This window comes from Acinetobacter sp. BZX-2 (assembly GCF_055179795.1).
In genome coordinates this window covers 2,778,031-2,798,656 of sequence record NZ_CM143686.1, presented here as the reverse complement: position 1 = coordinate 2,798,656, position 20,626 = coordinate 2,778,031, and the positions used below count along the sequence as shown (strand labels likewise).

The 20,626-nt window shown below is 37.3% G+C and carries 16 protein-coding genes; 6 read left to right on the top strand and 10 right to left on the bottom strand.

The window, feature by feature from the left end; translation table 11 throughout:
- Nucleotide 1 precedes the first annotated feature (1 nt).
- Entirely contained in the window at nt 2–1,333 is a 1,332-nt protein-coding gene (locus ACY45D_RS13195) for an ATP-binding protein (RefSeq protein ID WP_463107141.1), read from the top strand.
- 45 nt (nt 1,334–1,378) lie between these two features.
- Here the strand turns inward: ACY45D_RS13195 and ACY45D_RS13190 are convergent, their stop codons facing one another.
- Together ACY45D_RS13190 and ACY45D_RS13185 are read right to left on the bottom strand one after the other, a co-directional pair.
- On the bottom strand, nt 1,379–2,053 hold the full coding sequence (locus tag ACY45D_RS13190; RefSeq protein ID WP_463107140.1) for a phosphatase PAP2 family protein: 675 nt from the start codon (nt 2,051–2,053) through the stop codon (nt 1,379–1,381).
- Nucleotides 2,054–2,232: 179 nt separating this feature from the next.
- Nucleotides 2,233–3,420, bottom strand: a complete 1,188-nt coding sequence (locus ACY45D_RS13185) for an ammonium transporter (RefSeq protein ID WP_463107139.1) — start codon at nt 3,418–3,420, stop codon at nt 2,233–2,235.
- 599 nt (nt 3,421–4,019) lie between these two features.
- Between ACY45D_RS13185 and ACY45D_RS13180 the strand changes: the two genes are divergently transcribed.
- Nucleotides 4,020–5,054, top strand: a complete 1,035-nt coding sequence (locus tag ACY45D_RS13180) for a molecular chaperone DnaJ (protein ID WP_463107138.1) — start codon at nt 4,020–4,022, stop codon at nt 5,052–5,054.
- A 296-nt stretch (nt 5,055–5,350) separates the two neighbouring features.
- The gene (locus ACY45D_RS13175) at nt 5,351–5,713 is read left to right on the top strand and encodes an endonuclease domain-containing protein (RefSeq protein ID WP_463107137.1); all 363 of its coding nucleotides are present in this window, start codon (nt 5,351–5,353) and stop codon (nt 5,711–5,713) included.
- 244 nt (nt 5,714–5,957) lie between these two features.
- On the opposite strand, the gene ACY45D_RS13170 is transcribed toward ACY45D_RS13175, so the two are convergent.
- From ACY45D_RS13170 to ACY45D_RS13160, 3 genes are all read right to left on the bottom strand, one after another.
- Nucleotides 5,958–6,614 (bottom strand): HNH endonuclease, encoded by a 657-nt coding sequence (locus ACY45D_RS13170; RefSeq protein WP_463107136.1) that lies wholly within the window; start codon nt 6,612–6,614, stop codon nt 5,958–5,960.
- Between the two features lies 1 nt (nt 6,615).
- Nucleotides 6,616–7,866, bottom strand: a complete 1,251-nt coding sequence (locus ACY45D_RS13165) for an ATP-binding protein (protein WP_463107135.1) — start codon at nt 7,864–7,866, stop codon at nt 6,616–6,618.
- A gap of 63 nt (nt 7,867–7,929) precedes the next feature.
- Nucleotides 7,930–10,821, bottom strand: coding sequence for a valine--tRNA ligase (locus ACY45D_RS13160; RefSeq protein ID WP_463107134.1), 2,892 nt, complete (start codon nt 10,819–10,821; stop codon nt 7,930–7,932).
- A gap of 366 nt (nt 10,822–11,187) precedes the next feature.
- On the opposite strand from ACY45D_RS13160, the gene ACY45D_RS13155 reads away from it, so the two are divergent.
- The 3 genes from ACY45D_RS13155 to ACY45D_RS13145 all read left to right on the top strand — a co-directional run bounded on the left by ACY45D_RS13155 (nt 11,188) and on the right by ACY45D_RS13145 (nt 13,640).
- The gene (locus ACY45D_RS13155; RefSeq protein WP_463107133.1) at nt 11,188–11,883 is read left to right on the top strand and encodes a hypothetical protein; all 696 of its coding nucleotides are present in this window, start codon (nt 11,188–11,190) and stop codon (nt 11,881–11,883) included.
- An 81-nt stretch (nt 11,884–11,964) separates the two neighbouring features.
- A complete protein-coding gene (locus ACY45D_RS13150; protein WP_463107132.1) occupies nt 11,965–12,762 on the top strand; it encodes an SDR family oxidoreductase in 798 nt (265 codons plus the stop codon).
- Nucleotides 12,763–13,022: 260 nt separating this feature from the next.
- Entirely contained in the window at nt 13,023–13,640 is a 618-nt protein-coding gene (locus tag ACY45D_RS13145) for a PA3715 family protein (protein WP_463107131.1), read from the top strand.
- Between the two features lie 124 nt (nt 13,641–13,764).
- Here ACY45D_RS13145 and ACY45D_RS13140 read toward each other — a convergent pair whose 3' ends face one another.
- From ACY45D_RS13140 to ACY45D_RS13120, 5 genes are all read right to left on the bottom strand, one after another.
- Nucleotides 13,765–14,799 carry an agmatine deiminase family protein gene (locus tag ACY45D_RS13140; protein WP_463109487.1) on the bottom strand — a complete coding sequence of 345 codons (1,035 nt, stop codon included), beginning with the start codon at nt 14,797–14,799 and terminating at the stop codon, nt 13,765–13,767.
- Nucleotides 14,800–14,996: 197 nt separating this feature from the next.
- Nucleotides 14,997–15,434 (bottom strand): YbjQ family protein, encoded by a 438-nt coding sequence (locus ACY45D_RS13135; protein ID WP_463107130.1) that lies wholly within the window; start codon nt 15,432–15,434, stop codon nt 14,997–14,999.
- A 9-nt stretch (nt 15,435–15,443) separates the two neighbouring features.
- Entirely contained in the window at nt 15,444–15,824 is a 381-nt protein-coding gene (locus ACY45D_RS13130; protein WP_463107129.1) for a YbjQ family protein, read from the bottom strand.
- Between the two features lie 162 nt (nt 15,825–15,986).
- Nucleotides 15,987–17,447 (bottom strand): multidrug efflux RND transporter AdeIJK outer membrane channel subunit AdeK, encoded by a 1,461-nt coding sequence (adeK, locus tag ACY45D_RS13125; RefSeq protein ID WP_463109486.1) that lies wholly within the window; start codon nt 17,445–17,447, stop codon nt 15,987–15,989.
- On the bottom strand, nt 17,447–20,623 hold the full coding sequence (locus tag ACY45D_RS13120; RefSeq protein ID WP_463107128.1) for an efflux RND transporter permease subunit: 3,177 nt from the start codon (nt 20,621–20,623) through the stop codon (nt 17,447–17,449). Before ACY45D_RS13120 ends, adeK begins: the two co-directional genes overlap by 1 nt.
- Nucleotides 20,624–20,626: the final 3 nt, after the last annotated feature.

Below are 20,626 nucleotides of genomic sequence, written 5' to 3'. Positions count from 1 at the left end.
TATGGCAACGCAATATTCATTAAAAAAGCGTTTAATCCGTTACACCTCTATTTTCAGTATTCTACTGGGCTGTGTATTGGTATTTTCTGCATATAAAATTTCACTGGAAGAAATTGATGAAATTCTCGATGCGCAAATGGTGTATTTGGCTGAACGTGTTGCCCTAAATCCAAAACCGATACAAAGTGAATTTGATACACATAAACGTTATCACGAAGAAGATTTGTTTATTGACATTTGGTCTTATGCAGATCCAACTCAACAGTCTCATCCGCATCATTTATTGGTTGGTCCAAAACGGAAAGCTGGTTTCTACCAACAAGAATCGCCAAGTGGGACATGGATTACCTATGTTGTTCCAACTCAAGGTTACCAAATTCAAATTAGCCAGCAAGAAAAGGTGAGACAACACTTAGCACTTGAACTTGCTGGAAGCATGTTTATTCCTTATTTGCTGATTATTCCTTTTGCTTTATTAGGGCTGATTTATATTATTGGAAGAAGCTTGAAGCCACTGGATGATTTTAAAAGTGAATTGGCAAAACGTGATCCAGACTCATTGAAATCCATTCAAAATGGAAATTATCCTGAAGAGCTTATTCCCACCATTGATGAAATGAATCATTTATTTGAACGTATTTCACTTGCGCAGCAGGAACAGCGACAATTTGTGGCTGATGCTGCACATGAGTTACGAACACCGATTACAGCTTTGAATTTGCAAACTAAAATTTTGATGAGTCAGTTTCCTGAAGAAGAAAACTTACAGAACCTCAGTAAAGGTTTGGCTCGAATGCAGCATTTAGTCACGCAACTTTTAGCCTTGGCAAAGCAAGATTCAACACTCAAAAATGAAGTGCAAGTGACGCAATTTAAACTGAATGACGTTGCATTAAATTGTGTTGAACAGCTTGTGAATTTAGCCATGGAAAAAGAGATTGATCTGGGTTTTATTCGTAATGATGAAGTTATTTTAAAAAGTGTAGAGCATAGCCTTCATTCCATTATTTTTAACTTAATTGACAATGCGATTAAATACACGCCTGTTTCGGGCATGATCAATATTTCAGTATTCTCAGATATCCATGATTTTGCATATATTTTAATTGAGGATAGTGGATTGGGGATTGATCCTGAAATGTACGATAAGGTGTTAAAACGCTTTTATCGTGTACATCACCATTTAGAAGTTGGTAGTGGTTTAGGTCTATCTATTGTAGATAAAGCGATTCAACATTTAGGCGGGACATTAACCTTGTCACGGAGTGAGGAGTTAGGTGGCTTGAGTGTATTGGTGAAAATCCCGATGCAATTGACGATGAAATCTGAATAATACTCAGATTTCATTCACCGTCTTAAACTTGATAATAGTGCAAAATTATGTTGTTAGTTTTTTATAGAAGATACGATACAAGACTAAATTAAATGCAAAAATGACCCAACCTGTCCATAAGTTATGGCTCAAGAAATGTGCGCCACGCATCATTTGTCCCCAACCCATTGTAAAGCCAAGAACGAGACCGATAAATAAGAAAAAATAGGCGAGTTTAGGGCGTGATTTTCTAAACACAAAAAAGCCTGAGAGTAGTGAGAAACCTGTGCTGGCATGACCACCAGGGAAACAATGTCCATTGCTTGCAGAAAAATTCCAAATATAGCCTGAAACCGTTTGTTCGGTCATCGACCAAGGGCAGGCATGTGCTGAATGTGCTTTGAGTAAACCGACTACAGCTGTCGATAAAATACTCACCCAAAACAGATAACCCAGTTGCCAGCGGTAAGTTTTTAATTTTTCAGATTTAAATGAAGCAACCCAAGCGATAAGTACACAAACATAAAAGCCGATGATGATATTTTTTACGACTTTATGATTAATTTCAACTAGATACCAGTTATTTTTGAGTGGAAAATGTCCAGTCGTATCTATCCAAGGTTGGATAAAATGCATATCGATTGCACCACCAACGGGGAAAAGCAACCACAAAATTAAGAATAAAATCCCTAACAATAAACTGTTTTTTATAAAGAATTTATTTGATTCGGAATTTTGCATATTCAATAACTATCTATAAATAAAGCGTCTATTAAAAAGATTGAAACTTAAAAAGCACTTAATTTAATCATATAGAAATAGATTAAATGTGAATCATTAATAGTTTAGATTATTTTAGATATAAAAAGGCGGCTCTTTTTAAGCCGCTATAAAATTGTCAGAAATTCGAACTTTTAACATTAAAACATCGCATCTTCTGAATTGGCTGAGATTTTATGAATCGATAAGTCAGCACCGCGGAACTCATCTTCTTGAGATAAGCGAATCCCCATTGTCATCTTAAGTACACCATAAACAATAGCGCTACCTACAAGAGCAATAACAATAGCCAGTAATGTACCAATGATTTGTGACATGAGCGAAACGCCACCTAAACCACCTAACCATTGTTGACCAAAGACACCAACTGCAATTCCACCAAATGCACCACACACACCGTGTAGCGGCCAAACCCCTAAAACATCATCAACTTTCAATTTATTCTGAGTATATGTAAACAATTTTACAAAGAAGAAACCTGCACAGACACCAATAAATAATGCACCAATTGGATGAACAATATCTGAGCCAGCACAGATTGCAACCAAACCTGCTAATGGGCCATTGTGTAAGAAACCTGGATCTTCTTTACCAAAAAAGTTTGCAGAAAGTGTACCGCCAACCATTGCCATTAATGAGTTGATTGCCACGAGACCTGAAATAGCATCTAAGCGTTGCGCACTCATCACGTTAAAGCCAAACCAACCTACAATTAAGATCCATGAACCAAGTGCTAAAAATGGAATGGAAGATGGTGGATGTGCGCTGACACGGCCATCTTTTTTATAACGACCATGTCGAGCACCTAGTAATAACACAGCAACTAAAGCGATCCATCCACCCATTGCATGCACCACAACTGAGCCTGCAAAGTCATGGAAACTTGCCCCAAAAGTTGCTTCTAACCATTTTTGTAAGCCAAAATTCCCATTCCACACCATCCCTTCAAAAAAAGGATAAACCAAAGCAACGAGGAATAACGTTGCAAGAGCTTGGGAACGCATTTTGGCTCTTTCAGCGATACCACCTGAAATAATGGCAGGTATTGCAGCTGCAAAAGTCAGCAAGAAGAAACAGCGCATCAAGTTATAACCGTGCTCTGCGGACAAGTCGGTACCTGAATGGAAAAAATGCTGTCCATAAGCGATGTAGTAACCTACAAAAAAATAAGCAATTGCAGAAATAGAAAAATCGGTGATGATTTTACTCAATGCGTTGACTTGGTTTTTATGACGAACTGTGCCTAATTCTAAAAAGGCAAAACCTGCATGCATTGCTAATACAAGCACTGCGCCCAGTAGTAGAAAGAGAAGATCTGTATTTTGCATAATCTGGTTCTATTTTGGTGCTATTAATCTCAATTTAGCCAGTATAGCGATACAATTGCGCAGTAAAAGAGGTTAAGCGTTTGGAAAAATTGATTAAACAATTCAAAACATTAATAAGACTCGATATAAAGCAATTTGATGCACTAATATGGAATTTTCGCACCTTGATGACGCACCTTGATTTTATTGTAATTTTATAGGTTATTGATTTTTATGATAAAAATAATTGTGCAAGATTGCACATTTCACAGATTCAAATATTTATTTAATATCAACTACAGAATAAGTTTGAAAATATTTTTGTAATTTCTTCGTGGATTTGCTTATTTTGTTAGATTAACTACCAATTAAAAGGCATTTTTAATTATAAATGATCAATAAAGTAGCATTTTTAGTGGTTTTTCATATGTATTACTTCAAAATAATGCATGATGAACTTACTTTTTATAAAAAGAATGTAATGTAGAAAAAATAACGCACTTAAATTTATCTTTTCCCTATGAGTATCACCACGATTCAACCAGTTGCTTATTTCTGCATGGTTTCACCATATCAGTCATAGTATATTGTTATGGTATTTCTTAAATTTTTGATTGGTTATGTCTTTTGATTTAAAAATCAGTGTTCAGCAAACCGCATTACTCACGCCACAACAGAAAAAGTTAAAGCGTCTGATCGATAAAATTGAACAGCAAAAGCATGATCTTGCCAGTTGGGAAAATGCTCAAGCAGATATTCAGAATTATACTCGAAGTAAACTTTTACCGATTTATGGAGAGTTGCATACGATTTTATTTGAGCAGCTCAATAGATTGTGGAATCACTTGGCCAGTGATTCATTTTCCAAAGCAGATTTAGTACAAATCGACAGTAAAATTGCGGCTTTAGCCTCAATGCTAAAAAAATCACAAATGTTAAATACACTGCAAAAAGAGCAAGTTGAGAAAATAGATACTTTTTATTTGCAACATGCAGCGCATTTAAAAGCTAAAAAAGCCAAAACAATGTTAAGACAACAATATGATTTGCCCGAAACCATAGAACAAGAAATAGAGCAGGAAATAGAGACAGATTGGGAGAATTATGAATATGATTCAGTCCAATATAAAGCGGAACGTGAACGTGCAAAGCAGTTGAAACAACAAGAAAAGCGTGAGCAAGCCATAAAAATGGCAGAGCAGTCGCTTAAAACCGTATATTTAAAAATCACTGCAATGATTCATCCAGACCGTGAAGCTGATGAGGTGAAAAAGTTAGAAAAAACAGAGTTATTGCAAACGGTGAATGCGGCTTATACAGCGCAGGATTTATTTTATTTACTCAAATTACAATTAGATTTAGAACAGGGCAAAGGACAGACCGCAAAAGACTTAACTGCGGAACAAGTGAAGTTTTATCAAATCGCTTTGGAGGCACAAAGTCAGAAGCTTGAAAGTCAAATGATTGAAATTTTTGATTCTTTTCATTTAAGCAATACAGTGAAATTGGAAAATGTGCACATTAGTGATGTATATAAAGCAATTGATGCGGATTATGCTGTGTTAAAACAGCAGTTGAAAGCTGAGAAAGAACGTTTGAAGTATATGGAGCGAGTGAAAGGGTTGGAGATGTTGTTGGGGCATGGGGTACTTTGATTTTCCCTCACCCCAACCCTCACTTGCGCTTCGCTTTAAAGCAGTGCTTTAAAATTTGCTCAGGAGAGGGAACTTCACTGCGTATCGAACAGCAAGTTAATTCACTACTCGCTCTTCCTTTGGGAGAAGGTGGGGATGATGGGGAATTTATGATGAAAATTTTTGAAGCACCTCTCCCTAGCCCTCTCCTCGCAGGAGAGGGAACTTAATTACGTATCGAACAGCAAGTTAATTCACTACTCCCTCTCCCTTTGGGAGAGGGTTGGGGTGAGGGTGATTGAAATGGAAAATAAAAAATGAAACTAGACCCACAATTATTAATATTCGCCAAAACCATGAGAAGCAATGCCACAGATGCTGAAAGTTTGATGTGGCATTTATTACGTGCAAAGCGTTTTATGAATTTTAAATTTCGTCGTCAGCATGTTATTGAGCCGTATATTGTGGATTTTTACTGCCATGAACTTGGTTTGGTGATTGAGTTAGATGGTGGTCAGCATGGTACAGATGATGTGATTGAATATGATGAAGTAAGAACAGTGTTTTTAGAGGCTTTGGGTTTGAAAGTCGTGCGCTATTGGAATAATGATGTGTTGAAAAATACGGATGTGGTTTTGGAAGATTTGTGGAATGTTTGTCTGAAACTGAAAAATGATTAGTGATGGAAGCGCCTTCTCTTGCGCCATATATGGCTTAGGGAGAGAGCGGGGGTGAGGGGCAAGTTTATAGACAAATCTTTAAAAACACCTCTACTAACCCTCTCCTCGCAGGAGAGGGAAACTGTGTATCAAATAGTTATTAAATCTTAAGAGAAAGCTTTAACTCTTTTAGGATGAAGAGGAATGTTCAGCAAGATGAAATATATAGAAATATCTTAAAAAAGTAATTTTTTAGGATACGGGTTTACATTGATTCCATAATTCTTTGAACAAGAGCCATTTTTTGCTCCTTGTTTAATTCATTTAAGTCACGTTCCAAAAACTCATCTAAGCATTCGATTTGTTTGCCTTTCATATCTTTATAACCAGCAAATTCCTGTGTGAAACGGTCTAAATAGCACATTCGTACTGTTGATTTACCTTTAGGAGTGTGTGCTTTTAAAAAATAATGATTAGGGTAGTCGCAGTGATTTGCAGAAACACGTTCTATATGATCTGAGTATATATCGAAAAGTGGATGTATAATTTTATATCTTCCACTCGTATTTGGATAAGATTTTTGTGAACAAGCCTTTAATCCATTCACATGTGGATTTTGATCGCTTTTTTCTCGATTACAATCAGGACATATGACAATTAAATTTTTAGGCTCAAATAGAAATTGAGGAAATAAGGATTTAGGTAGAATATGTTCTACTTGCCAATGCAGTCCATTTGAAGAAAAAATATATTGTTTACAATAAAAACAAGTGAGTTTTTGATCAGATAAATAGTGATTCCGAATCAAAGAACGGAAACTCTTAACGTCATTATTATCTTCATCATTCCAAATTTTATAGTTTCGCTTATCGTATGTATTGATAAGTTTTTGGAGTTCAGGAGGGATTTGAAAAATAACCATTTCAACCTCGATAGCTTTCCACAAGGTTAAAAAGAATTTTAACTTTATCTTCTTTATCAATTTTTTGTTCTTTTAATAAATAGCTTATATGGTCGAGTAATTCTTTGGATTCAGTATCTAGTATGAAATTTTCGTCAGTATTTAATTTATTTAACATGATAATTAATTTTCTAATTAGGTATTCATTATTATTACCTGGGGAGTTGAAAGCTTGAGATAGTTGAAAATCAGAAGATTTATCTTTAAATTTAGTAGAAATTGTTAGAGTGTTTTGATTTAAATTTAATATATATGAATTTACACTATTTATATTTGATATTATTTGTGGAGAGTGAGTGGCAATAAAAAACTGACAACCTGTATATTTTTCACTTAATAACTCAATTAGTTTTATTATCTCTGTTTGCCATTCTGGATGAAGATTTAATTCGGGTTCATCAATACAAATAAGACTATTATTTTGCATAGATGAAATTAAGGCTAGACCTAATGTTAGAATTGCGAGTTGACCTGAGCTCAAAGACGTTAATGGTAAAATCTGACTTTCGTGTTGATATGAAATTTTAGTAATTGATAATAATCTTAACTGTAATAATTCAATAATTTTTTTATCTAATGAAAACATGTCTTTCAATGATAGATTATAAGTTTTATTGGTTACTAAGTCATTTAATTTTTGAGCAGATTGTTTTTTATTTTCTTCTAAATGTTTCTTTAACTTTTTAAAATGTGAGGATTGTGTGATTTTAAATTCGATTGATTTAGGTAAATTTAAAAAACTGGATATAATTTTCCAATCATTATATTTTTTAAATTGATCCTTATTTGAAGATATAAAAATTTCAAATAATTGATTTATATGTAAAGAGCTAATATTATTCTTTAGAAAAAAATCTACCTCATTATTCTTTATATAGGCATCTATTATTTTTTCATATTTATCTAAATCTTTATGATATTTATCTTGGCCAAAAATAAAATCAGCTGGATTTGTGGAAAATTTAATATAATTTTTATTAACTTTTCGAGGTGTAGGTAGCTTATTAAAATGAGCGACTGAAAATCCAATGATTTTATCAAAGTTATAATCTTCGTCACTAGCAATCCGAATAATTTTATTCAGTAACCTACTTTTCCCTGAATTGTTTGAGCCGATTATTATAGTAAATGAGTTTTGTATCGAGTCTGTTTTTTCTAATGGGTGAAGTAAAATTTGTTGATCATTTAAGTTGGTTTGTATAATTTTCTTCATAATAGTATAAAGGGCTGAATAATCAGCCCTTTATACTACAAATTAGATTAAATTACCAACACCCTAAAGCGCCGCAATCTGATCCATATTCGCCTTAATCTTCTCTAACTGAGCAGCAAACTCAGCAAGTTTAACTTTTTCACCTTCAACCACAGCAGCAGGTGCTTTTGCCACAAAACCTTCATTACCAAGCTTCGTTGCAATTTGGTCATGTTGCTTCTGAACTTTATCAAAGTCTTTCTGCAAACGTCCTAATTCCGCTTTCGGGTCAATCAAACCTTTCATTGGAACAAATACAGATGCATGATCGACTACAGATGACGAAGACAATGGCGGTTGCTCACCATTCGCCAAGAAAGTAATACTTTCAACTTTAGCCAATGCTTTAAACAACGGTTCAATACGTGAAATCTGTGCTTTTTCAGCATCCGTCGTATTTTGAAGCAATACTGGAAGCAAACGAGCATTACCTAAGCCCATTTCACCGCGGATGTTACGCACAGCACCAATCAAACCTTGTAGCCATTGCATATCAGCTTCAGCTTGTTCATTGATACGCTCAGGGTTTGAAATAGGGTATTGCGCAAGCATGATGCTTTCACCAGCAATACCTACCATCGGTGCAAGTTTTTGCCAAATTTCTTCAGTCAAATACGGCATAAGTGGGTGCGCAAGGCGTAACGAAGCTTCCATAACCGAAAGAAGAACACGGCGAACTTCAGCTTTACGCTCAGTCGATACATTTTCATCATTTAGAACGGGCTTGGTTAATTCTACATACCAATCGCAATATTCATTCCAAATGAACTCGTAAATGGCTTGCGCAGCCAAGTCTAAACGGTAAGTCGCGAAAGCTTGTTGAACAGCAGCTTCAGCTTTTTGTAAACGGCTCACGATCCATTGTTCAGGAAGTTCCCACAGATCTTGGCGAATGTCAGTACCAATTGGCTGCTCTTCGCAGTTCATCATGACGAAACGCGTTGCATTCCAAATCTTGTTGGCAAAGTTACGATAACCTTCAACACGTTTCATATCGAACTTAATGTCACGACCTGTATTGGCAAGTGCGCAGAATGTAAAACGAACAGCGTCAGTACCATACGCTTGAATGCCTTCTGGGAATTCTTTACGTGTTGATTTTTCAATCTTCGCCGCTTGCTTCGGATTCATCAAACCAGTCGTACGTTTCTGAACTAAAGTTTCAAGATCTACACCATCAATCAAATCTAATGGATCAAGTACATTGCCCTTCGACTTAGACATTTTCTGACCTTCACCATCACGTACCAAACCATGCACATACACGGTTTTAAATGGAACTTGTGGTGTACCATCTTCATTTTTCATGAAGTGCATCGTAAGCATAATCATACGCGCAACCCAGAAGAAGATGATGTCAAAACCTGTTACTAATACATCAGTTGGGTGGAAAGTCTTTAAGAAATAGTTTTCTTTATCTTTCGCTTCATCACCTGTCCAACCCAATGTAGAGAATGTCCAAAGACCTGAAGAGAACCATGTATCAAGTACATCTTCATCTTGATCCAGTTGAACATCGGCAGGGATCGCATTCTTTTCACGTACTTCTTGCTCAGAACGACCCACATAGATGTTGCCTTCAGCATCATACCAAGCAGGGATACGATGACCCCACCACAATTGACGTGAAATACACCAATCTTGGATGTTGTTCATCCAAGCCATGTACATATTGCTGTATTGTTCAGGAACGAATTTAATTTCACCATCTTGAACCGCTTTGATTGCAGGCTCAGCAAGTGGTGCAATTTTTACATACCATTGGTCTGTCAATAATGGCTCAACAATCACACCTGAACGGTCACCACGAGGTGCTTTTAGGTCATAAGGTTGGATTTGATCGAGCCAGCCTTCAGCTTCTGCTTGTTCAACTAATTTTTTACGTGCAGCAAAACGCTCTAAACCAACATAATCTGCTGGTGCAGTAATGGTTTTAGAAATCTGTTCGCCTGCTTTAGCAATAAATTCAAACTCTGCTAAAACTTCAGCATTTTTGTTGAAAATATTGATAATCGGTAAATCATGGCGTTTACCAACATCGTAGTCATTGAAGTCATGCGCAGGGGTAATTTTTACACAGCCTGTACCGAACTCTTTTTCTACATATTCATCGGCAATAACTGGAACAAGACGACCAGTAATTGGGAGAATAATGTTTTTACCAATCAGGTGTGCATAACGCTCATCTTCTGGATGCACAGCAACAGCAGAGTCACCCAATAACGTTTCAGGACGAGTTGTCGCAACAACTAAATAGTCGTGACCATCTTGGGTGCGAAGTGCTTTATCTTCAAAGAAATATTTGAAATGCCACAAAGAGCCTTTTTCTTCAACAGATTCAACTTCTAAGTCAGAAAGGGCAGTCTGTAATTTAGGATCCCAGTTCACAAGACGTTTACCGCGGTAAATTAAGCCTTGCTCATGTAGTTTTACAAAGACTTCTTTAACTGCATTGGATAAACCATCATCCATGGTAAAGCGTTCACGTGACCAATCTACAGACGAACCTAAGCGACGGATTTGACGTGTAATCGTTCCGCCTGATTGTTCTTTCCATTCCCAAATTTTTTCAATAAATTTTTCACGACCTAAGTCATGACGGCTAATGTTTTGAGCCGCCAATTGGCGTTCAACCACCATTTGGGTTGCAATACCCGCATGGTCAGTTCCGGGCTGCCATAAGGTATTTTTACCTGACATACGGTTATAACGTGTCAAGGCATCCATAATGGTATTGTTAAAACCATGACCCATGTGCAAGCTACCAGTGACGTTTGGCGGCGGAATCATGATACAGAATGAGTCACCTTTACCAGAAGGTTTGAAGTAACCATTCTCTTCCCAAGTCTTATACCATTTTTTTTCGATCTCAGTCGGATCGTAGGTCGTAGCAATATTTTGCGCTGAATCAGTCATAGTAAAAACAGATCAAAAGTAAGTAAAAAATTACATCCATTGTAGCAAAGATTTTAGTGCTATGGTTGATTCCGTTTCAGTCTTCACCTAAGCAGATTTTATAAATTTAAATGTATTGTCAGGGTATTTGAGTCAAATACTAAAAGTTGTTGTATGTCATTGTTTAAAAAGTAAACAAAGATCGGCGTATTCTTTATTCATATCAAGTCAAAATTACAATGAAGAAGAATATATCACTGATTTATAATTGATTTAATTAGAGTAAATATTCTATAGCATGGTAGGAAAAGACAATGTGACTGTCATATTGCTTTGATAAGATAGTTTTCCGTAAATTTGTATAAAACAAAAACAGGACAAATGCTGATGCCGTACCAAATTGATTTATTGATCCAACAAAAAACCTATCAAGAATTAAAACAAATCACGAAAAGTTTAAATAATGGAGAGAAACAAGATCTTGCCAAACAGTTAGGAACCATATTTACAGAAATCTCTTGTCAGGTTTTAGATCAAGTCTTTGGTGCTTTACTTGAAGAACAGCGTGCGAATAAAAGTTTAGATGCAAATGGTCAGAAAAAGCTAAAAGAGGCAGAGCAAGTTTTTGATCAGATCGAAAGTGCTTTAAAAAAATATATGCCATGGTCTATATCATTTTTTAGTAATGATCGTTTAAAGCCTGTTGCAAACTATATGCTTGAAAAATTTGAAGATTCAGAGGCAAACCAAGTCATCATGTATTATAAGTTAGAGCGCAGTTTGGGTGAAGAGTCTGCTAAAAATCTACAAAAACTGCTCGATGGTGATACCAGTATTTTAGCGATCACCATTAAAAACTTAATCACCATTATCGACTTAGGGGTTTCGGAGTTTATCCGTGATCCAAAAACCTTATTAAAGTTCAATTTTGTTGTGAACAAAACTTTGGATGGTGTCATCAATATGGTGACCAGTTCAGGCTATAAGCGTTTAGACAAAGCGGCTGAAGAATATAATCCAAATAATGTTGAAAAAGCACAGCACTACGCGCAGCATTTTAAAAAATTTTTAGTTGAAGCCTAAAACTAAGGATTCGTAAAGATAATTTATTTGATTCATCACATCGTGTAATCTTGATTCATCTTATTCAAGAGCATGAATGGCATGGAGCATTTAGACAATAAAGTGGTTTGGATTACTGGTGCATCTTCAGGTATTGGGAAGGCCTTAGCGGCTGAATGTGCTTTGAAAGGTGCTCAAGTGGTTTTGAGTGCTAGACGCTTAGATGAGTTGGAAAAGGTACGCAACAGTTTGCAAAACTCAGAGCGACATATTTCAGTTGCGATGGACATTACAGATGAAAGCCAAGTTCGTCATGCTTATGAACAAGTTTTAAAAGAAAAAGGGCGCATCGATTGGTTAATCAATAATGCAGGTTTAAGCCAGCGTGCTTTGATCGTAGAGACAACCATGCAAACTGAACGTGCAATTATGGAAATCGATTATTTCTCGCAAGTCTTTTTAACTAAATTGGTTCTTCCAACTTTCTTGGCACAAAAATCAGGACGTATTGCATTTGTTTCCAGTGTTGCAGGATTGTTGGGCACTCAGTATCGTGCGACCTATTCTGCTGCTAAAGCCGCAATTCACATGTGGGCAAACAGTTTACGTGCAGAAGTTGCGCAAGAGGGTGTCAAAGTTTCGGTCATTTTCCCTGGCTTTGTAAAAACCAATGTGTCGTTTAATGCATTGAATGGTGCAGGTAAACCGCAAGCTCATCAAGATGACGCGATTGAAAGTGGTTTGGATGCAGATGAATTTGCACAACAAACCGTTTCAGCCTTAATCAAAGGTGATGAGTATATTGTGGTGGGTGGTCGAAAAGAAAAACTAGGTGTATGGGTATCACGGCTTTCGCCAACGACACTTTATAAAATGATTCGTAAGATGAAAGTGAAATGATTAAAATTTTGTAAATCAAAAATTTATAAAACTTAAGATCAGGATGAAGTGTTTATTATTTATAAAATTTATAGGCACTTGTCACCTATTCAGCACATATAAATACGAGAAATGAAGGTGAAATAATGAAAATTATTCTAAAAATCATTTTCCTATAGTTAATTTTGATTGGTGCGGCTTATGCGAATATCTGTGAAAATAATCAAGTTGTTGCAAAAATATTGAGTCAAACTCAAATTGTTAATCTTGAACAGTCATTCATGGATTGTAAAACTGATCCTTTAAATGACTCGAATGTGATCATGGCTTATGCACAATGGATTCCTGTCAAAGATCAACCAGAACAAGGGGCTTATGATTTAAATCTATTGAAATTTAATCAAAAAAACCTAAACGTTTTTTATAATTATGTGGTTGCAGAAGAAATTGTTTCAGATGCAATTGGTTTAGAGTCAATTCAACTGGATACTGCAAACTATAAAGTGACAGGTTCAAATCGTGCTTTAGGTGTGCGTTTAAATTATTCAAGTCATTCACAACCGAATCCTTTTTCAATGCAAGTATTAAATTTGTATGATCTTCAAAATAAAAAGAAAATTTTAGACAGTTTGATTGTTGAACGTTATCGGGCAGAAACAGATACACGTTGTAATGCGGCAGTCGAAAAACGTTCTTCTACTCTCGTTATGCAGAATAAGCAGAGCAAAAATTATTCTGATATTCAGGTGAATAGCAAAATTGAAAGTTACGAAATGCTTGGAACGAGAGAGGATTGTAAACAGATCAATCAAAGGCGATCACAACAAAGTTTTGTTCTGAAATTTGATGGTCAGCAATATCAACTGCCTAAAAAATATAAAGATGATTATCAATACTAAAATAAAAGACTGTTTATCTGAGTCAACAAGTAGTGTGATGAATATTTATATGTACAATGAAAGCCCCTTATCGCAAGAAGGATAAGGGACTTTCTATCGTTTTTGGCTGGGTCTATTTTAAAAATTATTCACTCATTTCATCTAGATAGTCTAAAAATAATTCAGCATTTTTCCCACGTATTTGCCATGACATACAACGAACACCACCGCCCATGTGGCAAACACTTGCAGATTGTACAGGAACTACGGTGCGGTTTGTTGCGCTACGAATTTGTTGTAATGCAACGGCATCTTCTTTTATGCCAAATTGTGGGAAATAAATGCGTTCAGGGGTGACGAGCATATTGGTATATAAACCACATGCAGAGCCGAATTTTGCGTCATAAATTTGACTGCCATCATAAGGTGTTATGATTTCACGAATTTTGACATTGGGAAGTCCACGTTTTAAATCGGCTTTTAATTGCTTCGCATAATCAGGGTCTTCAGGATATGAATTAATTACTAAGGTATTCTGGTCGACAAAACTCACAACGCCATCAGCGTGTTCCAAACCGCCTTGTTCATCTGCTTCGATAAAGGCAATATTTTTAGCACCTGTTAAAGCGATTAATTTTTGTCGAGCTTCACTTTCTGTTAGTCGATTATCAGCTAAAAATTTAGTACTCACCACCACATTGCCATAGCCATCTTCAACCCAGTTACCACCATCATTTAATAACGATGTATTGGTATATTGTAAACCTGCTTTTTGGCCATAATATTTAAATTCTGCTTGTACTTCATCTGAAATTGACTGCCCCTTTTTAGAGCCACCTTGTCCAGCAGCGGTATAGCGAAACAGCACAGGTTGAGCAGGGTTGGCGCTGGTAAAGTCACGCATCCAAATATCTTGCATTGGTGCAATTGCTACATGATCTTCGCCTAATTCTTTCACATAATCAGGGTAAAGTTCTTTGTCGGTTAAAATAACGACGTTATCGCCATTTTTAATAATTTTCTTTGCATAATCGACATGAAATTCAAAAATGTCATCAATCATTTCTGCATAGTAGGCATCATCACTTTGAGGAGAGGCCAATACAATTAATTCTGCTTTTGCTACAAATGGAAGCATTGAGATTAAAGCCATACTTGTTTTTAGTGCTAAGGATTTCATCATATATATAACCTATTTATGAATATACGATATTAGCTTTTCTGCTAATTGTAGTTTAGTGACTTATTGTTAATGAGTTATACAACATATGTTTGGTATTTGGACGATAAGAATAAAAGGCAGACATGAGCAATGATCTAAAGGCCTATGTGGTCAGAGTATAGAAAATCGAGATCATCCATGATCAGGCAATAAAATTAACGAGTAGAAATAGCTGTACCATAAGCAAAAACTTCGACCATGCCACCTTGCATGCCCAGTTCTGTCGTGCTTAAACGCAAGCCCATAATTTGCTTTGCACCTACTTTTTCAGCTTCTTGTTTGAGTCTGACAATGGCTTCACGGCGTGCACGCTCAACGACACTTTCATAGGTGGTTAAGCGACCGCCAAAGAAATTCTGAATTTGTGCAATGATGTATTTAAAATAATCATGTGAAATGACTACATTGCTGCTGATCAATTGTCCTTGATGGTTTGAGGTCTGAAATTTATTGGTATCGATATAGATATGCGATAAAAGTCGTTCCTTTTCGTCTAATTCTCTTAAATGTTTTTGTTCGATAAAACGCCCGAAGCCCCAGCCGATAAAGAACAGAACCAGTGTAATGCTAATTTTTAAAATAAAGCCATCCATTGTGTTCGCCTAGTTTGAAAAAGGGTCGGGTAGTTTCACTGGGTTTGTTGCAATTGAGTTTGTTGTAACTGAGTTTGGTTCAATGATGACAGCTGTTCCATAGACAAAAATTTCAGAAGCACCTTGTGTAATATTAGAGGTAGAAAAACGAATCCCAACGATGGCATTGGCTCCTAAGCCTTGCGCTTTCTCAATCATACGGTTCATGGCTTCTTGGCGAGATTCTTCTAAGAGTTCCGTATAAGCCGTGAGTTCACCACCGACAATATTTTTCAATCCAGCCAAAAGGTCACGTCCTGCATGTTTACTGCGGACAGTACTTCCATAAACCACATCCAGTTGCTGAATAATCTGATGAGCAGGTACGCTTTCTAAATTACTTAATTTCATTGTATTTGTTTCAGTCAGGTTTAGCTTTGATGATATTTCATAAATGCTTTGCATGGTAACTTTAAACGAAGCAAATTTTAAATAAACAGTAGAAATTATGTCCTAAACAACAATAAAAAAGCTCACCGAAGTGAGCTTTTCATAATTTACCATCAATCGATCTTATTTCTGATCATTTGCATGATATTTCAATTCAGATGATGACGGCGGTTGTACAATTTGATCAGATGAGTTGGCTTTTATACCACCACCTAAAGTTTTGTACACTTCCACTTGGTTATTCAAGTTTGCTTGTTCTAAAAGCAATAAACCCTGTTCAGCCGTATAAGAAGAACGTTGCGCATCTAATACAGATAAGAAGCTATCAATACCTGCACGGAAGCGAGCATTTGAAAGCTTATATGTTGTATTGGTTGCTTCAACTAAACGTTTTTGAGCCGCAAGGCGATCGCCAATATTCTCACGAGTTGCCAATGCATCATTCACTTCACGGAAAGCAGATTGAATTGATTTTTCATAATCAGACAACGCAATTTGTTGATCTGTTTCTGAAATCTTAATATTTGCTTTACGTGTTCCCCAATCCCATAAAGGAATATCGAGACTTGGACCAAGAGACCAAACAAAAGCACCTGATTTAAATAGGTCACTTAGATCAGTCGATGCATAACCCGCAGACCCAGTCAAACTGATCGTAGGGAATAAACGAGCCTTAGCTGCACCAATATTTGCGCCAGCAGCTGATAGTTGATATTCAGCAGCTTTTACATCTGGACGGTTATTCAACAAGTCACTTGGTAAGCCTGAGGCAAATGCCGAACTATTGCTAATACGTGTAACACGTTGTTTAGGTAATAGGTTATCTGGCACTTGTTGACCAACAAGTAAGTTGAGCAAGTTTTGAGCTTGAGCAATTTGGGTCTTATAATTTGCAACATCGTTTCGTGCGGTTTCTACAGAAACTTGAGCCTGACGGACAGGAACTTCACTGTCGATACCGACATCAAAACGTTTTTTGTTGAGATTATAAGAATCAAGTTGTGCTTTCAGTGTTTGGTCAGCAAGTTTCAATTGCGCAGTGGCAAATGAATAATTTAACCATGCCTGAGCAACTTGTCCAATCAAACTAATTTGTGTTGCATCACGGGCACTCGCAGTTGCTAAATAGCTATCAAGCGCATTGTCTTTCAAACTTTTTACACGACCCCAAAAATCGAGCTCGTAAGCAGTAACACCTAAGCCTACATTGTATGACGTGATTGGTTTATTCGTACTTAATGTATCTTGACGAAGAATACCACCACTTGCACCAATGGTTGGAAGTTGGTTGTTTTCTGCAATTTGGTACTGCTGTTGAGCACGTTGAATGTTCAATGTTGCAGTACGTAAGTCACGATTATTGGTTAATGCAAGATCAATAACTTGAAGTAAGCGTTGATCAGCAAAAAAGTCTTTATAGCCTTGTTCAGCAATAGAAGTACCAGACGCATTTGAAAGATAACTTGTTGGTAAATTTGCCTGTGCTACCGGTTCTGGGCCACGCATGCTTTGACAAGCAGTCAAAGCAAGCGCAAGTGCAGATACCGCAATGCTACGACCTGAAATAGACCATACTTTTTGCATCACGATTTATGCTCCTGAATATTTTGATTTTTAGGTTTGTACTTAAAGATACTACGAATCCATACAAAAAATACAGGAATAAAGAAAATACCTAAAAGTGTTGAGCTGATTACACCACCAAGTACACCATAACCTACCGAGTGTTGGCTACCCGCACCTGCACCACTAGAAAGTGCAAGAGGAAGTACACCAAAACCGAAAGCAAGGGTAGTCATGATGATAGGACGCAAACGCATTCTTGCTGCATGTAGCGTAGCTTCAAACAGTTCTTGACCTTGCTCTTGGAGTTCTTTCGCAAACTCTACAATTAAAATTGCGTTTTTCGCAGAAAGACCAATTACAGCAACAATAGCAACTTGGAAATAAATGTTAAATGATAAGTTTGGATCACCTTTGATGACCATGCCTAACCATGTTAACGCGAATGCACCCAGGATACCTAATGGCACAACCAGTAATACAGAAGCAGGAATTGACCAGCTTTCATATAACGCAGAAAGACAAAGGAATACAATGAGTAGAGAAAGAATCAATAAAGGTACCGTTTGGCTACCAGACTCACGCTCTTCTAAAGATAAACCTGTCCACTCGTAGTCGAAACCTGTTAAGCCCATTGATGGTAACTTAGCAATAATTTCTTCCATAGCGAGCATTGCATCACCCGAGCTAACGCCAGGTGCTGGTGTACCTTGAATGTTAGCCGAAGCAACACCGTTATAGCGCTCTAGACGAGGTGAACCATATTTCCATTCACCCGTTGCAAATGCAGAGAAAGGAACCATGGTGCCACTACTGTTACGTACATACCATTTGTTCAAATCTTCAGGCATCATGCGTGTATTTGAGTCACCTTGAACATACACTTTTTTCACACGACCACGGTCAACGAAGTCATTGATATAAGAACCACCCCACGCCATGCTCATCGTCGAGTTAATATCAGCAATACTTACACCCATTGCACCCGCTTGCGCTTGATCAATGTTGATTTGGTACTGCGGTGTATCTTCCTGACCATTTGGACGAACACCTGCAAGACGTTTATCTTGTGCAGCCATTCCTAAAATAGCATTACGTGCAGCAATTAACTTGTCATGTCCTTGGCCACTGGCATCTTTTAACTGGATGTCAAAACCTGAAGAAACCCCCAATTCTGGCATCGCAGGTAACTGCAATGGCATGATGTAAGATGCATCTTTGATCATGTTGAGTGACATACCACGTTGAATGATGGCACCAATTTGTGACTCAGGCGAAGTACGTTCACCCCAATCTTTCAGTTTAATAAAAGCAAGACCCGCATTTTGACCTACCCCTGTAAATGAGAAACCAGAAACAGTAAAGATAGACTCTACATTGGCTTTCTCTTTATTTAGGAAGTAATCCGTCATGGTGGTGATGACTTTATCTGTTCGCTCAAGGCTGGCACTTGGTGGTAACTGAACGAGCGTCATAACCACACCTTGGTCTTCTTCTGGTAAGAAAGAAGAGGGTAGCATTTTGTACAGACCAACTAAGGCAGCAATAACAGCAATATAAACTACGCCAGAGAATAGTCTATTGTGGGTCATACGATTGACACCACCTTGGTATTTTTCAGCGAGCTTATCAAAACTACGGTTAAACCAACGGAAGAAGCGCGCAAAAATATTATTACTTTCAGGCTTATTGGCATCGTGTTGTTTTAACAATGTTGCACAAAGCGCAGGGGTAAAAGTTAAGGCAATAATCAGTGATAAAATCATTGCTGTAACTAAGGTAATGGAGAACTGACGGTAAATTACACCTGTTGTACCACCAAAGAATGCCATCGGTACAAATACCGCTGTTAATACACTGGTAATACCCACCAATGCACCAGAAATCTGTTGCATCGATTTTTCTGTGGCTTCAACAGGACCTGCATGTTCTTCTTGCATAACCCGTTCGACGTTTTCGACCACAACAATTGCGTCATCGACCAATAGACCAATCGCCAAGACCATGGCAAACATGGTTAGTGTGTTAATCGTGAAGCCAAAAATATTAATAACAGCAAATGTTCCAAGCACAACAACAGGAACTGCGAGTGTCGGAATAATCGTTGCGCGCCAGTTTTGTAGGAACAAGAACATGACGATAAATACTAAAACTACGGCTTCAACGAGCGTATGTACTACGCTTTCAATTGAAAGGCGAATAAATGGGGTTGTGTCATAAGCGAGTTGATCTTTCAAACCATCGGGATAGTTTTTACGAAGTTCACTAAGACGTTTTTCTACAGCAGCTGCGGTATCTAGTGCGTTTGCACCCGTTGCTAATTTAATCGCAACACCACCAGCAGGTTTACCCATGAATTTAGAGTCGAATTGATAGTTATCCGAACCTAATTCAATGCGAGCAACATCACTCAAGCGAACTTGTGCACCTGAAGCTGTATTTTTGAGGAAAATGTTCTTAAATTGTTCAGGTGTTTGCAACATGCTTTGAGCATTAACAGTCGCATTCAGTACCTGACCTTGTACAGCTGGCGCACCACCCAATTGACCTACAGCCACTTGCGAGTTTTGTGCACGAATTGCAGCAGCAACATCACTTGGAGTGACTTGTAAGCTGGTCATTTTTGCTGGATCTAGCCAAATACGCATTGCATATTGACCACCAAAGACTTGGAGTTCACCTACCCCTGCAACACGACTAAGTGGTTCAGAAATATTTGAGTTTACATAGTCTTTAATGTCAGCGCCTGAAAGGCTTTCATCTGGAGAGTAGAATGCAAGAACTTGCATAAAACTCGCGCCAGATTTGGTCACTTTTACCCCTTGACGTTGCACATCTTCAGGTAAAAGTGCTGTTGCAGATTGTAATTTGTTCTGTACTTGTACTTGAGCAATATCAGGATCAACCCCTTGCTCGAAATTCAAGTTGATTGATGCCTGACCATTACCAGCACTGTTTGATGAAATGTAACGTAAACCATCTAGACCATTCATTTGTTGTTCAATGATCTGGGTTACCGTATTTTCAACAGTTTGTGCAGAAGCACCAGGGTAAGTTGCAGAAATTGTCACCACAGGGGGTGCAATAGTCGGATATTGAGCAACTGGCATTTGTGTTAGCGTGAGAATACCCGCCAACATAATGACCAGTGCAATCACCCAAGCAAAAATAGGGCGATGAATAAAAAATTGAGCCATATT

Excerpts from the sequence above, each read along its gene's own strand:
- ACY45D_RS13130 (WP_463107129.1), bottom strand. The coding sequence starts at position 15,824 with ATGAAATTAAGTAATTTAGAAAGCGTACCTGCTCATCAGATTATTCAG.
- ACY45D_RS13145 (WP_463107131.1), top strand. The coding sequence starts at position 13,023 with ATGGATTGTAAAACTGATCCTTTAAATGACTCGAATGTGATCATGGCT.
- ACY45D_RS13185 (WP_463107139.1), bottom strand. The coding sequence starts at position 3,420 with ATGCAAAATACAGATCTTCTCTTTCTACTACTGGGCGCAGTGCTTGTA.
- ACY45D_RS13160 (WP_463107134.1), bottom strand. The coding sequence starts at position 10,821 with ATGACTGATTCAGCGCAAAATATTGCTACGACCTACGATCCGACTGAG.
- ACY45D_RS13120 (WP_463107128.1), bottom strand. The coding sequence starts at position 20,623 with ATGGCTCAATTTTTTATTCATCGCCCTATTTTTGCTTGGGTGATTGCA.
- ACY45D_RS13150 (WP_463107132.1), top strand. The coding sequence starts at position 11,965 with ATGGAGCATTTAGACAATAAAGTGGTTTGGATTACTGGTGCATCTTCA.
- ACY45D_RS13135 (WP_463107130.1), bottom strand. The coding sequence starts at position 15,434 with ATGGATGGCTTTATTTTAAAAATTAGCATTACACTGGTTCTGTTCTTT.
- ACY45D_RS13155 (WP_463107133.1), top strand. The coding sequence starts at position 11,188 with ATGCCGTACCAAATTGATTTATTGATCCAACAAAAAACCTATCAAGAA.
- ACY45D_RS13190 (WP_463107140.1), bottom strand. The coding sequence starts at position 2,053 with ATGCAAAATTCCGAATCAAATAAATTCTTTATAAAAAACAGTTTATTG.
- ACY45D_RS13140 (WP_463109487.1), bottom strand. The coding sequence starts at position 14,799 with ATGAAATCCTTAGCACTAAAAACAAGTATGGCTTTAATCTCAATGCTT.
- ACY45D_RS13180 (WP_463107138.1), top strand. The coding sequence starts at position 4,020 with ATGTCTTTTGATTTAAAAATCAGTGTTCAGCAAACCGCATTACTCACG.
- adeK (WP_463109486.1), bottom strand. The coding sequence starts at position 17,447 with ATGCAAAAAGTATGGTCTATTTCAGGTCGTAGCATTGCGGTATCTGCA.
- ACY45D_RS13175 (WP_463107137.1), top strand. The coding sequence starts at position 5,351 with ATGAAACTAGACCCACAATTATTAATATTCGCCAAAACCATGAGAAGC.
- ACY45D_RS13165 (WP_463107135.1), bottom strand. The coding sequence starts at position 7,866 with ATGAAGAAAATTATACAAACCAACTTAAATGATCAACAAATTTTACTT.
- ACY45D_RS13170 (WP_463107136.1), bottom strand. The coding sequence starts at position 6,614 with ATGGTTATTTTTCAAATCCCTCCTGAACTCCAAAAACTTATCAATACA.
- ACY45D_RS13195 (WP_463107141.1), top strand. The coding sequence starts at position 2 with ATGGCAACGCAATATTCATTAAAAAAGCGTTTAATCCGTTACACCTCT.